The organism is Mycobacterium neglectum (assembly GCF_002591975.1).
Classification (GTDB): domain Bacteria; phylum Actinomycetota; class Actinomycetes; order Mycobacteriales; family Mycobacteriaceae; genus Mycobacterium; species Mycobacterium neglectum.
On record NZ_NVQE01000014.1, the window covers coordinates 33,892 to 47,352 of the forward strand.

A 13,461-nucleotide genomic window follows, 5' to 3' on the forward strand; every position below is an offset into this window, starting at 1 on the left:
TGCCAATCAGGTTGCGGGAGTGAGGCTGTGTTCGTTCAAGCGGCGGTAGATGCGCTCTGGGGTGAACGGTAGCTCCCGGTACCGGATGCCCGTTGCGTCGTGCAGTGCGTTGGCGAGGGCCGGTGCCACCGGATTGACATTCGACTCGGCGATACCCTTCGACTTCATCGGCCCCACCGAATCATGGGTTTCGGTGAGCAGGATTTCGGTGCGTGGAACATCGGCATAGGTGGGGATCCGATAGTTCCGCAGGTTGGCGTTGACCATGACCCCGCTCTCATCGACACGAAAATTCTCGGTGAGGGCGAAACCGATCGCCTGCGCTACGCCACCTTCGATCTGACCGCGCACCTGCTGGGGGTTGATCACCACGCCGGGATCGGCGGCATGCACGCTGTACAGAATCCGGATCTCACCGGTGACCCGGTGCACGGCGATGCGGAAGCCGTGCGCATTGAACGTCACGCTGCGCGGCGAACCATAGGCCTTGCGCGACACGGTGAACCGTTGACCGCGGGCATGGGCTGCTTCCAGAACCTGTTCCAGTGTCAAGCGGCCACCGCCACACTTCACCCCGTCGTCGTCCATCGAGCAGGCGCCGACTTCGACGCCGACGTGGCCCGCGGCGAAGTGCAGAATGCTGTCGCGCAGCGCGGTCGAAGCCCTCTGCACAGCGTTGCCTGATACGAACAGACCGGCACTCGCGAATGCGCCGGTGTCGAAACCCGTTCTATCGGTGTCCGACTGCACCAGGTGGATCCGAGACGTCGCGGTGCCGAGCACGCTCGCCGCGATCTGCACATGCGCCGTCGAGGTTCCCTCGCCGAATTCCACCGTGCCCACCGCGATCTCGTAGATGCCGTCGCCCCGTAGGGTGGCCCAAGCTTCGGAAACGTGGTCGGTGGGCGGTGCGGTCTCGTGGATGGAACTCGCGGTGCCCGTGCCGACCAGCCAATCCGGTCCCAGGTCAGCCTCTTCGGGCCGGCCGCGCAGTGCCTCGTCGACCAGGTCGATACAGGCGGTCAGTCCGTCGTCGGTGAACGACACATCTTCGGGATGCTCACCCATCGCCACCAATGCGTCACCCGGCTTGATGACGTTGCGGCGGCGCAGTTCCAGCGGATCGATACCCAGCGCGAGCGCCAACTCGGTCATCGCCGACTCCACCGCAAACGACGGCTGGGTCATGCCGTAGCCGCGCAGCGCACCGCTGGGCACGGTGTTCGTGTATACCGCATAGCCGTCGAACCTCTTGTTGGGACAACGGTATTGCATGACAGCTGCACCGCCCGCGAACAAGGTCTCGCCACCGTGGTTGCCGTAGGCCCCGGTGTTGGACACGTTGCGAAACTGGAAAGCGGTCAACGTGCCGTCGGCCTTCGCGCCGAGCTTCACCGTGACTTTCATCGGGTGCCGCGGTGAGGCCGTGGTGAACGACTCTTCCCGGGTGTACTCCCAGCAGACGGGCCGCCCGATGTCCAGCGTCGCGAGCGACACGAGGTCTTCTGAGATGACCTCCTGTTTACCGCCGAAGCCTCCGCCGACCCTCTTGCAGAACACCCGGAGTTGGTCGGGCCGGAGGCTGAACAGATGGGAGAGCTTGAGTTTCGCTACGGACGGCGACTGCGAACTGGTCCGCACATGCAACCGGCCGTCCTGCATCCACGCGATTGAGCCATGTGTCTCGAGATGGGCATGCTGGACGCGGGGCGAGAAGTAGGTGCCCTCGTGGATCACGTCGGCTGTGGCGAATCCGGATTCGACATCGCCGACCTCGCCGTGCAGTTCGAGCAGGATGTTGCGCACTTTGTCGTGCGCGAACGGATCGTCATAGCTGTGCAACTGGGGTGCACCCTCGGCCATCGCCTCCTCGGGGTCGAAGACCGCCGGTAGCACCTCATATTCCACGACGACCCTGCGGCAACCTTCCTCGGCGGCGCCGACCGAGTCGGCAACCACCGCCACCACCCGTTGGCCCACGAATCGCATGACGTTGTCGAGCATGTAGGTGTCGTCGGGATCCACGAGGTGGTCGGTGTGGATCGCGGTGCTGTAGCGCTTGCGCGGGACGTCCGCCCATGTGTACACACGGTGCACGCCGGGAACCGCGAGCGCGGCGGACGTGTCGATGGAGACGATGCGTGCGTGGGCGTGCGGCGAATGCAACACCTTGAGATGCAGCATTCCCGCCATCTCGGTATCCATGGTGAACTCGACGGTTCCTGTCACGACGCCGGCGGCGGCGGGCGCGACGACGCTGGCACCGATGGTCTGCCCCGGTGCCGCGTCCTCGACTCCGCTGACACCCTTGATCGCGTCCTCGATGGCGCGATATCCGGTGCAGCGGCACAGGTTTCCCTTCAGCGCGCGCGGCAGATCCTGCTTCTGTTCCTCGGTGAAGGTCGCCGACGTCATGATCATCCCCGCGGTGCAGAATCCACACTGGAATCCAGGAGCGTCCAGGAACTGCTGTTGCATCGGATGCAGGTTCTCCGGTGTGCCGAGTCCCTCGATCGTGGTGACTTCGCGGCCATCGGCCCGGAAGGCGGGCGTGATGCAGCTGTGTACCGGATCGCCGTCGAGCCACACCGTGCAGGCCCCGCAATCGCCTGCGTCACAACCCTTCTTGACGCCGTGGCAGCCCAGTGACCGGACGAATGTACGTAGACACTGGCCCGGCCTCGGCTGCTCGTCGAAGGATTGGCCGTTGACTGTATATGTCACGACGGACCTCCCGCGGCGAACTCGTCGCGAATCTCCTCGGCATAGTGCCCGGCGAGGTGGCGCCGGTGGTCCGGAGTTCCGTTGGGGTCGTCGAACCAGAGTTCGTCGGCCACCTCGTTGATGCGGCGTGCCAGTTCATCGGCGTCGGGCATCGAATCGAATGCCAGACGGATCGGACGGGTGGTGCCGGCGGTGATCGTCAGCAGGAGGTCATTGGCGTGCCGGTCCTGCGTCGCGATCATGAAGATCGTCGATCGACCGAGTTGGGTCAGTGTGAAGCGGCGGTGCGTATGCCTCTTGCGCAGTGCCCTTGCAGGGATGTCGACCTTTCTCAGGACCTCACCGGGCGCCAGAATGTTGGCGTTGTTTCCGGTGACGAAATCGGCGGCGTCGACGATGCGCTCGGATCCGTCGGATGCGAGCAAGGTGTAGGTGGCCTCGAGTGCCACCGTCATGGTGATCATCGGACCCGCGGGCAGGGACATGCAGATGTTTCCGCCGACCGTCGCGGCGTTCCAGACCTTGAACGAGGCCAGGAACGCTTCACAGCTCGTAGTGAGCAGGGAAGCGGCCGACCAATCGGCGGGCGAGGAGAATGCGTACAGGTCGCGGATCGTGCACATTGCGCCGATCTCGAGCCCGGAATCGCCGACCGCCAGCGTGTCCCAGCCCAGTGGCATCAGGTCGATCAGCCGTCGCAGGTTCGGTTGCTCGTCCGAGAACAGCCAGGTGCCGCCCGCGAGGAAAGCGTCTCCGGCCTGCCATTGCGCCCCGGGCGGATCAAGCGGCTCACGGACCACATCGGTGACGGCGTTGAGGTCCAAGCGATTCCCCTATGAGGCTTTGCCGAGTTGGCTTCCGTCATCGTAAATGACGACAGCGATATTTGCTGAAACCTGCTCCTAGGCGGTCAGGCCGGCGCCGTAGCGGCAGGCCTTCCATTCGGCGTCCTCGCGGACGAAGTCGACCTGCAGAGTTTTCGGATCGGTGTGGTTGGCCGCGGCGAACCGGACGTTGGCGATCGCCTGAGCCGGTGGGTTGCCCGCGACGTCCACCGACGTGACGGTGATGCTCGTGGGCCCGTCGGCCTTGCGGCTCTGGTACCACCCCGCTTCGAAGTCGTCGCCTTGTCGCATGTCGAGGCATACGTGCGAGGCGAAGGCATCGAAATCCGAGCCGTTGTACGCGGTGTTCATACCGTCGAGCACGGCGCGCACCTGGTCCTCCTCGGTGCCTGCCTGCGCGGGGGCGACCGAAAAGACCATGAGCGCAGTCGCGATGGCGAGGACCATTTGCCGCATCGGTCCAGCGTGAGCCATGTCGTGCGCACTGATCGGCACGTGCGGGCGGTGTGTTGCGAAAATTAGTTAAAGTTGAGCGGAACAGACTCAACCTTGACGGCGTTGGACAACACGACAAGCATTTCATGGGCCCTTGTGCGGCCCTCAGTACATGGAAAGGGGGGTGTCGTGGACTCGTTCAATCCGACGACCAAAACCCAGGCGGCCCTGACTTCGGCTCTGCAAGCGGCTACCGCCGCGGGCAACCCGCAGATCACGCCCGCCCATTTGTTGATGGCACTGCTTACTCAGAACGATGGCATTGCCGCACCGCTGCTGGAGGCCGTCGGCGTCGAACCCGCGACGATCCGCGCCGAGACGCAACGTCTTCTCGACCGGTTGCCCAGTGCGTCCGGTTCGAGCTCGCAGCCTCAGTTGGCACCCCAGTCGATCACTGCGATCACCACGGCGACCAACCTGGCGACCGAGATGGACGATGAGTACGTCTCCACCGAGCACCTGCTCGTCGGCCTGGCCACCGGCGACTCGGACACGGCCAAACTGCTCGCCGGTCACGGCGCCTCACCTCAGGCGCTGCGCGAGGCGTTCGCGAAGGTACGTGGCAGCGCGCGCGTCACCAGCGCCGACCCGGAGGCCACCTACCAGGCGCTGGAGAAGTACTCCACCGACCTCACCGCTTTGGCCCGCGAGGGCAAGCTCGATCCAGTCATCGGGCGCGACAACGAGATTCGTCGTGTCGTGCAGGTGCTGAGCCGACGCACCAAGAACAACCCGGTGCTGATCGGCGAGCCGGGCGTCGGCAAGACCGCGATTGTCGAGGGCCTGGCGCAGCGCATCATCGAAGGCGACGTGCCGGAGAGCCTGCGCGACAAGACGCTGGTATCGCTCGACCTCGGCGCCATGGTCGCGGGCGCGAAGTATCGCGGCGAGTTCGAGGAGCGCCTCAAGGCCGTCCTGGACGACATCAAGAACTCGGCAGGACAGATCATCACGTTCATCGACGAGCTGCACACCATCGTCGGCGCGGGTGCCACCGGCGAATCCGCGATGGACGCGGGCAACATGATCAAACCGATGCTGGCCCGCGGCGAACTGCGGCTGGTGGGCGCCACCACATTGGACGAGTACCGCAAGTACATCGAGAAAGACGCTGCCCTGGAGCGGCGCTTCCAGCAGGTGCTGGTCGGCGAGCCGTCGGTCGACGACACAGTAGGCATCCTGCGCGGTCTCAAGGACCGGTACGAGGTCCACCACGGCGTGCGCATCACCGACTCGGCGTTGGTCGCGGCGGCGACGCTGTCCGACCGCTACATCACCAGCCGCTTCCTTCCCGACAAGGCTATTGACCTGGTCGACGAGGCGGCGTCGCGGCTGCGCATGGAGATCGACTCGCGGCCCGTCGAGGTCGACGAGGTCGAACGCCTGGTCCGCCGCCTCGAGATCGAGGAGATGGCGCTGGCCAAGGAAGAGGATGCCGCGTCCAAAGACCGCCTGGTGAAGTTGCGGGCTGAGCTGGCCGATTACAAGGAGAAGCTGGCCGAGCTGACCACCCGCTGGCAGAACGAAAAAGGCGCCATCGACATCGTCCGCGATCTCAAGGAGCAGCTGGACAGGCTGCGCGGCGAGGCCGACCGAGCCGAGCGCGACGGCGACCTGGCCAAGGCCTCCGAGCTGCGCTACGGACGCATCCCCGAAGTGGAGAAGAAGCTCGACTCCGCATTGCCGGTCGCCGAGGCGCGCGAGAACGTGATGCTCAAGGAAGAGGTCGGTCCCGACGACATCGCCGACGTGGTGTCGGCATGGACCGGCATTCCCGCGGGCCGCATGCTCGAGGGCGAGACGGCCAAACTGCTCCGCATGGAGGACGAGCTGGGCAAGCGTGTCGTCGGCCAGACCAAGGCGGTCCAGGCCGTTTCTGATGCGGTGCGCCGCACCAGGGCCGGTGTCGCCGACCCGAACCGGCCGACGGGATCGTTCATGTTCCTCGGCCCGACCGGTGTCGGTAAGACGGAGCTCGCAAAGGCGTTGGCGGAGTTCCTGTTCGACGATGAGCGCGCGATGATCCGCATCGACATGAGCGAGTACGGCGAGAAGCACTCGGTGGCCCGCCTCGTCGGTGCTCCTCCCGGCTACATCGGCTACGACCAGGGTGGTCAGCTGACCGAGGCAGTGCGACGGCGTCCGTACTCGGTGATCCTTTTCGACGAGATCGAGAAGGCGCACCCGGATGTGTTCGACGTGTTGCTCGCCGTGCTCGACGAGGGCAGGCTGACCGACGGCCAGGGCCGCACGGTCGACTTCCGCAACACGATCCTGATCCTGACGTCCAACCTCGGCGCCGGTGGCACCGAGGAACAGGTGATGGCCGCGGTGCGCTCGGCGTTCAAGCCCGAGTTCATCAACCGCCTCGACGACGTCATCGTCTTCGATCCGCTGAACGAGGGCGAACTCGTCCAAATTGTTGATATCCAGCTGCAACAGCTGGCCAAGCGACTGCAGCAGCGCAGGCTCACCCTCGAGGTGTCGCTGCCCGCCAAGCAGTGGCTGGCCGACCGAGGATTCGACCCGCTCTACGGTGCGCGTCCGCTGCGACGGCTGATCCAGAAGGCCATCGGTGACCAGCTCGCCAAGATGCTGCTGGCCGGTGAGGTGCACGACGGCGACGTGGTCCCCGTGAACGTCAGCGCGGACGGCGATGCGCTGGTGTTGGGCTGAGCCTGATATCGATGAGGGATGAGCACTCGCGTCTCGTCCCTTCCCGGTAGACCCAACCTGCTCCTCGGCGCCTACGACCTGGCCACGCTGGGTTACGGCGCCGAGGAGTTCGTCGTCTCGGGCACGGCCGGGTCCTATGCGACCGACGACAGCGCCGACTACACCACCCGGATCGTGCTGTGCCGGCCCACCGACGACGCGGCGTTCAACGGCACCGTGATCGTCGAATGGCTCAATGTCAGCGGCGGCATCGACGCTCCCGCGGTCTGGTTCATGGCGCACCGCGAGATCGCGCGAGCGGGCTACGCCTACGTCGCGGTGTCCGCGCAACACGTCGGCGTCGAGGGTGGAGACAACCTGATCGGTGTCGATATGTCACTGAAAGCCCAAGATCTGCAACGCTATTCGCGGCTCGTCCATCCGGGCGATCAGTATTCCTTCGACATCTACTCTCAGATCGGTGGCCTGATCCGCGATGGTGCCGTCACCGGCCTGAAGGCGGAATCGATTCTTGCGGTGGGGGAGTCGCAGTCGGCGATGTTCCTGACCACCTACGTGAACGAGGTGGACCGCGACGCCCACATTTTCGACGGGTTCCTCGTGCACTCACGGTTCGGTCCCGCCGCCCCGCTCGCGGGTGGAAGCGCACTCGAAGAGTCCCGTCCGGCGCCCTTTTCCGACGACCTGCGGGTCCCGGTGCTTTCGGTCATCACCGAAACCGATCTGGTCGACGGTCACCTGCTCGGCTATCACCACGCCCGCCGGCCCGACGACGAACGGCTGCGGGTGTGGGAGATTCCCGGCACCGCGCACGCCGACAACTACACGATCCGGGTCGGATTCATCGACAACGGTGCGGTGCCGGTCGCTGACCTCGTCGCGGCCTACGCCCCCACGAATGAACTGATGGGGACGAGCCTTTCGTACTGCATCAACTTCGCCCCCCAGCACCACTACGTGCTGCAGGCCGCCGTCGCGAGTCTGAACCACTGGGTCCGCACCGGCGAGCCTGCACCAAGCGCGAACCCCATCTCCCTGACCGAAGGGGACAACCCCGTGCTGATGCTCGACGAGCATGAAGTCGCCCGCGGAGGAGTACGCACACCCTGGGCCGACGTTCCGATTGCGCGGACCTCGGGCCTCGCGCCCGACGAGAGCCCCATGTCGTTCCTTTTCGGCTCAGGGGAGATGTTCGACGACGACCAGGTGCGCAGGCTCTATCCCGGCGGCGTCTCCGAGTACCTGGAACGCTTCACCGAGGCGCTGGATAGGGCGATCGAGGCGGGCTTCATCGTGGCCGCCGACCGCGCAGAGATCCTCGATATCGCGGCGGCGAGCTTCCCGCGCGCTTAACGGGTTGATTGTCGCTGGTAATCGCCGTACGACATGGATAGTCGCTATGTGACGAGCCTGTGATCTGCTCGAGTTCGGAAATGAGGACTGCCTGCAAGTAGGCTAGGCGTAATGGTCCCGCTCTGGTTCACGCTGTCTGCGCTCTGTTTCGTGGGTGCGGCAGTGCTTCTATATGTCGACAGCGACCGTCGACGTGGCCTGGGTCGCCGCCGCAAGTCGTGGGCGAAGTCGCACGGTTTCGACTACGAGCACGAATCGAGCGACATCCTGAAGCGCTGGAAGCGCGGCGTGATGTCCACGGTCGGCGACATCAACGCCAAGAACGTCGTACTCGGGCAGATCCGCGGCGAGGCGGTGTTCATCTTTGACCTCGAGGATGTGGCCACCGTCATCGCCCTACACCGCAAGGTCGGCACCAACGTCGTCGTCGACCTGCGGCTCAAGGGAATCAAAGAGCCGCGGGAGAACGACATCTGGCTGCTCGGTGCGATCGGCCCGCGCATGGTGTACTCCACCAATCTCGACGCCGCACGGCGCGCCTGCGACCGGCGGATGGTGACGTTCGCCCACACCGCGCCGGACTGTGCGGAGATCATGTGGAACGAGCAGCACTGGACCTTGGTGTCGATGCCGGTCACCAGCACGCGGGCGCAATGGGATGAAGGCCTGCGCACCGTCCGTCAGTTCAACGACCTGCTTCGGGTGTTGCCACCGACATCGCAGGCCACAGTCGGCCAGTCGGTCGCCCGTCGCAGCGGATCGCCGAGCCGTCCGATCAAGCCCGGCCCGCAACGCGCCGAGCGCTCCGAGGTGTCGGCGGGCAGGGCTGAGGCGCCGTCGGCCCGGTATGCCCAGGCTCCTGCTCGTTCAGAGCAGCGGCGCCCCTCGGCGCCCCCGCCGCCGCAGTCGCGCAACGGACGGCAGTCTCCGCACTATCAGCGGTAAGTAGTCTCTAGGGCATGTCACGCCCTGTCGCACTGATCACCGGACCGACCTCTGGGCTCGGCGCGGGCTTCGCCCGCAGGTATGCCGTGGACGGCTACGACCTAGTGCTCGTCGCGCGCGACGCCAAGCGGCTCGAGGCACTTGGCGCCGAATTGCACGACGAGGCGGGCGCTGACGTCGAGATTCTTGTCGCCGATCTCGCGCAGGCCTCCGACCGCTCGAAGGTGGCCGACCGGCTCGCCGCCGGCGTGCGGGTCCTGGTGAACAACGCCGGTTTCGGAACCTCTGGTGAGTTCTGGACGGCTGATCTCGCGATGCTGCAGTCCCAGCTGGACGTCAACGTCACGGCGGTCATGCATCTGACGCACGCGGCGCTGCCGCCGATGCTCGCGGCCGGTGAAGGCACCGTGATCAACGTCGCCAGCGTCGCGGGGCTGCTGCCGGGACGTGGTTCGACGTACTCGGCCTCCAAGGCGTGGGTCGTCGCATTCTCCGAGGGACTGGCCAATGGTCTGGGTGGCAGCGGTGTCGGCGTTCACGCGCTGTGCCCCGGCTTCGTCCACACCGAATTCCACGAAAGAGCGGGCATCGACATGGCGAGCACTCCATCGTTTCTTTGGCTGGAGGTCGACGACGTAGTGCGCGAAACGATGGCCGACGTCGCCAAGGACAAGGTGGTGATCGTGCCCGGCCTGCAGTACAAGGCGCTCACCACCGGCGGCCGCATGGTGCCACGAAACCTGGTCCGAGCCATGACGAAAGTCGTTGGCCGGGGCCGAGATAGAACTTAAGTCGCGCTCAGTGTCAGTACGTTCGGTTTTCGCCGCTGTCATCACCGTCGTCCTGGTGGCATCAGCCTGCTCGAGCGACGACGCCACCGTCGACCCCTACGCCGCCCAGACCGCCACGCTTGGCGAATCGCTGGCGTTTCTTGGCTGGAACATGTCGGTGTCGAATCTGCGATTCGACGGCGACAACGTACTGATCGACGTCGACGCGTCGCCGTCGGGTGACGGTGCCCACGCCGACCCGAAAGACCTGCGGTTCGGGCTCTACGGTGCCTTGGCGCATCCGCTCGAGGCTCCTGCGCTCGGCGGCTGTGGCGATGTGAGCGACCTTGGTGTGCAACCGTTGTCGGTTCCGACGCCCGGCAGGCTCACGGGCACCGTATGTCTTGGGCCGCAGCGCGACCAGTCCCAGGTGCGCGGGGTGTACGGCTATTCGACCCGTGATCGGATGCCGGGTACCACGATGTCCCACGCCGCTGCGTTTCCCGTCGGGCTCCCTGCCACTACAGACGAAGCCACCGGGCTTTCGCTGAAGACCACCAGCGTAGACGCCTTCCGCGCGGACGGATCCATGCTCGACCCGTCCGCCCTCGGTGACCCCGACGCGTTCACCGGCAACGGCTACATGCTGCTCGGACTTGAGATCACAGGGTCCGCAGCGCAATACCGTGAGGAATCGAAGCGCCGCGGCGGACCCACGATGGTGTTGATGGCGCCGACATTGCCCGCGCCCGGACTGAGCCACGCATGCGATGTCTACGGTGCGTCGATGCTGGTGCTTCCCGACAGCACCCGCGACGGCGTCGTGACGCGCGTGACGCTGTGCACGCAGGGGGATATCAACGACGCGCTGCTGTATCCGACGGTCTCGGTGATCGGCACGCACGCCGGGCTGTGGACCACCGAGGGTGAGTAACGCGGGTCCGACCGAATGGGGCGAGAGTCCCGGTGTTGGCCCATGGCAGGGCCCGCTCCCTGACGACCCACGCTACGACGCCGCACTGCTACGCGACGGGGATACCCGCAACGTCGTTGACGCATATCGGTATTGGACGCGCGACGCGATCATCGCCGACATCGACACCCGCAGGCACCCGCTGCACATCGCGATCGAGAACTTCGGCAACGACGCCAACATCGGAGCAGTGGTGCGCACGGCCAATGCGTTCGCGGTGGACACCGTGCACATCGTGGGCCGTCGCCGGTGGAACCGGCGCGGGGCGATGGTGACCGACCGCTACCAACGGCTCTGTCACCACGACACCACCGACGAACTGCTGGCATTCGCGGCCGACGCACAGCTGACCGTCGTCGCCGTCGACAATGTGCCGGGCGCCACGCGCCTCGAGGACGTCGAGTTGCCGAGAGCATGCCTGCTGGTATTCGGGCAGGAAGGTCCCGGCATCACCTCGCAGGCCAGTGCGGGGGCCGAATTAACCGTTTCGATCGCACAATTCGGCTCGACCCGCAGTATCAATGCCGGCGTGGCCGCAGGCATCGCCATGCACACCTGGATCCGAAGGCACGCCGACCTCGACCGGGCGTGGTAGCCGCTCGCGCAGCAATAGCCACACGGCCACCGCAGAAACGAGCATCAGTGCGGCGCCGACGCCGGAAGCGATTGCCAGCCCCGAAGTGAACGCCTGTCTCGCTGCGTCGAGCAGATCCGTCGCCTCAGCGGCGGGCAGGGACTCTGCGGTCGCGACCGCTGAAGCCAATGAGTCGCGGGACTCGTCGATCGCTGCAGCGGGAATGCCCGCGGGCGCAGTGAAATTGCGATACACGGAAGTGACGATCGAGCCGAGCGTGGCAATCCCCAGCGCCATCCCCAGCTCGTAGGCGGTCTCCGACACCGCTGCCGCTGCACCCGCGCGTTCCTTCGGCACGCTGGCCAGAATGACGTCGCTGGCGACGGTGAACGCCAGACCGAGCCCGACGCCGACGACGAACAGGGTCAGGCCGAGTTGGGGATAGGAGGTCTCCGGTGTGATCACGGTCAACGTCGCCATGGCGACACCCACCATCGCCAGGCCCGCGGTGAGTACCGCGCGTTGGGACCAGTACCGCACCGCGATACCTGCCAGCACACCGAAGATCGTCGCTGCCACGGCGGCGGGCAGTTCGGCGAGTCCGGCCTGCAATGGGCTGAACCCTTGCACCAGCTGGAAATACTGGGACAGGAAGAACACCAGGCCAGACAGTCCGAGCACGGACAGTAGGTTGGCGCTCACCACGCCTGTGAAAGCTCGGTTGCCGAACAGGCGAACGTCGATCAGCGGGTGCGGCAGCCTGAGCTGGCGGCGGACGAAGACTGTCAGCGCGCCAGCCCCGGCCAGAGCCGCGATCGCGACATCGAGGTGAAATCCCTGCGCTGCAGCCTCTTTGATCGCGTACACGGCGCCGAGAATGCCTGCCATCGACAACACGACGCTGGCCAGATCCCACGGCCCGGGGTCGGGGTTGCGGTGTTCGGGTACCAGCGCGACGCCACCGATCACCAGGACCACCATCACCGGCACATTGATCAAGAACACCGAGCCCCACCAGAAGTGCTCGAGGAGCACCCCGCCGAGAATTGGGCCGAACGCGGCGCCGGCCGAGAACGCCGATGCCCAGATACCCACGGCCAGGGTCCGTTCCCGAGGGTCGGCGAAGATGCCGCGGATGAGCGCCAGCGTCGCAGGAGCCAATGTCGCACCCGCGACGCCCTGCAGCGCCCGGCCGGCGATCAACAGTTCCGCCGTCGGCGCGTAGGCCGTTGCCGCGGAGATCACCGCGAAAGCCGTCGCACCCCAGAGCAACATCTTCTTGTGACCGATTCGGTCGCCGAGGCCGCCCATCGTGATCAGGAGGCTGGCGAGGACGAACGAGTAGATGTCGCCGATCCACAGGATCTGGATTCCGGTGGCGTCGAGATCTCGGCTGATGAATGGCGTCGCCAGTGCCAACACCGTGCCGTCGATGCCGATGAGCAGAACGGCAAGGGTGAGGACGCCGAGCGCGGACCAGCGGCGAATCATGATGTCAGTACTCCGTGCAGTAAGAGGTCGGTGATCATGTGGTCGAATTCGCGCCCCGCGACGCGTCCGACCTGGATGGCCCATGCCGCGCCTGCCACCAGTGAGTAGAGCGCCTCGGTCAGCCACGCCGCAGTGAGGTCGGGACGGAACTCACCGTCGCGCTGACCGCGTTTGAAGAGCACGGTGATCTCCGCGTCGATGTCCGCCCAACCTTTCAGGGTCTGGTCGACGTCGAGCTCCTGGCTCTGGCTGTAGAGCAGTGCGAGGTAGGGCGACACCGGTCGGCACGCGGTGATCAACCGACGCAATGCCTCGACAGCGGAATCATCGTGCAGTCGCGCGACTTCGAGCGCATGAGCCATCTCGGTGATCGCGAGCTCTTCCACCGCGGCGATCAGTGCGGGCTTCCCGGCGAAATGGCGATGCAGCGTGGCTCGGCTCACCCCGACCGCGGACGCGATCTCGTCCTGCGTCGCATTCGGCCTGCGTCCGAGAAAGTCGGCCGCGGCGCGCAGCAGTGTTTCACGATCGGAAGCCATGAGACGACTCTAGCTCAAGTGAGACAAATATGTCTCATTCGGAGTGTGACGCAGCCTCCTGGCTGAGCACAAATTT

Annotated in this window: 11 protein-coding genes; 6 read left to right on the plus strand and 5 right to left on the minus strand. The window is 65.6% G+C overall.

The features are described 5' to 3' along the window. Positions 1–6 precede the first annotated feature (6 nt). The 3 genes from CSQ99_RS13235 to CSQ99_RS13245 all read right to left on the minus strand — a co-directional run bounded on the left by CSQ99_RS13235 (position 7) and on the right by CSQ99_RS13245 (position 4,025). Positions 7–2,724 (minus strand): molybdopterin-dependent oxidoreductase, encoded by a 2,718-nt coding sequence (locus CSQ99_RS13235; protein WP_099039500.1) that lies wholly within the window; start codon positions 2,722–2,724, stop codon positions 7–9. Continuing rightward, on the minus strand, positions 2,721–3,548 hold the full coding sequence (locus CSQ99_RS13240; protein ID WP_099039501.1) for an FAD binding domain-containing protein: 828 nt from the start codon (positions 3,546–3,548) through the stop codon (positions 2,721–2,723). Before CSQ99_RS13240 ends, CSQ99_RS13235 begins: the two co-directional genes overlap by 4 nt. Before the next feature lie 78 nt (positions 3,549–3,626). Continuing rightward, positions 3,627–4,025: an Rv0361 family membrane protein gene (locus CSQ99_RS13245; RefSeq protein ID WP_245908892.1), complete on the minus strand. Its 399-nt coding sequence runs from the start codon at positions 4,023–4,025 to the stop codon at positions 3,627–3,629. 168 nt (positions 4,026–4,193) lie between these two features. Between CSQ99_RS13245 and clpB the strand changes: the two genes are divergently transcribed. The 6 genes from clpB to CSQ99_RS13275 all read left to right on the plus strand — a co-directional run bounded on the left by clpB (position 4,194) and on the right by CSQ99_RS13275 (position 11,376). Beyond that, positions 4,194–6,740, plus strand: coding sequence for an ATP-dependent chaperone ClpB (gene clpB, locus CSQ99_RS13250; protein ID WP_099039502.1), 2,547 nt, complete (start codon positions 4,194–4,196; stop codon positions 6,738–6,740). Between the two features lie 18 nt (positions 6,741–6,758). Beyond that, positions 6,759–8,093, plus strand: a complete 1,335-nt coding sequence (locus CSQ99_RS13255; protein WP_099039503.1) for an alpha/beta hydrolase domain-containing protein — start codon at positions 6,759–6,761, stop codon at positions 8,091–8,093. Between the two features lie 111 nt (positions 8,094–8,204). After that, positions 8,205–9,038: a trehalose monomycolate transport factor TtfA gene (ttfA, locus tag CSQ99_RS13260; RefSeq protein WP_099039504.1), complete on the plus strand. Its 834-nt coding sequence runs from the start codon at positions 8,205–8,207 to the stop codon at positions 9,036–9,038. 14 nt (positions 9,039–9,052) lie between these two features. Further along, positions 9,053–9,829, plus strand: a complete 777-nt coding sequence (locus CSQ99_RS13265) for an SDR family NAD(P)-dependent oxidoreductase (RefSeq protein ID WP_099039505.1) — start codon at positions 9,053–9,055, stop codon at positions 9,827–9,829. Positions 9,830–9,839: 10 nt separating this feature from the next. Beyond that, complete coding sequence (locus tag CSQ99_RS13270) at positions 9,840–10,742, plus strand: hypothetical protein (protein WP_099039506.1); 903 nt, start codon at positions 9,840–9,842, stop codon at positions 10,740–10,742. Further along, on the plus strand, positions 10,735–11,376 hold the full coding sequence (locus CSQ99_RS13275; RefSeq protein ID WP_099039507.1) for a TrmH family RNA methyltransferase: 642 nt from the start codon (positions 10,735–10,737) through the stop codon (positions 11,374–11,376). Before CSQ99_RS13270 ends, CSQ99_RS13275 begins: the two co-directional genes overlap by 8 nt. Here the strand turns inward: CSQ99_RS13275 and CSQ99_RS13280 are convergent. Then, the gene (locus CSQ99_RS13280) at positions 11,260–12,846 is read right to left on the minus strand and encodes an MFS transporter (protein WP_141562664.1); all 1,587 of its coding nucleotides are present in this window, start codon (positions 12,844–12,846) and stop codon (positions 11,260–11,262) included. The two genes, CSQ99_RS13275 and CSQ99_RS13280, sit on opposite strands and share 117 nt — an antisense overlap. Next, complete coding sequence (locus CSQ99_RS13285) at positions 12,843–13,385, minus strand: TetR/AcrR family transcriptional regulator (protein ID WP_099039508.1); 543 nt, start codon at positions 13,383–13,385, stop codon at positions 12,843–12,845. The genes CSQ99_RS13280 and CSQ99_RS13285 overlap by 4 nt, the downstream gene beginning before the upstream one ends. Positions 13,386–13,461 lie beyond the last annotated feature (76 nt).

Excerpts from the sequence above, each read along its gene's own strand:
- CSQ99_RS13280 (WP_141562664.1), bottom strand. The coding sequence starts at position 12,846 with ATGATTCGCCGCTGGTCCGCGCTCGGCGTCCTCACCCTTGCCGTTCTG.
- CSQ99_RS13255 (WP_099039503.1), top strand. The coding sequence starts at position 6,759 with ATGAGCACTCGCGTCTCGTCCCTTCCCGGTAGACCCAACCTGCTCCTC.
- CSQ99_RS13265 (WP_099039505.1), top strand. The coding sequence starts at position 9,053 with ATGTCACGCCCTGTCGCACTGATCACCGGACCGACCTCTGGGCTCGGC.
- CSQ99_RS13285 (WP_099039508.1), bottom strand. The coding sequence starts at position 13,385 with ATGGCTTCCGATCGTGAAACACTGCTGCGCGCCGCGGCCGACTTTCTC.
- CSQ99_RS13245 (WP_245908892.1), bottom strand. The coding sequence starts at position 4,025 with ATGCGGCAAATGGTCCTCGCCATCGCGACTGCGCTCATGGTCTTTTCG.
- ttfA (WP_099039504.1), top strand. The coding sequence starts at position 8,205 with ATGGTCCCGCTCTGGTTCACGCTGTCTGCGCTCTGTTTCGTGGGTGCG.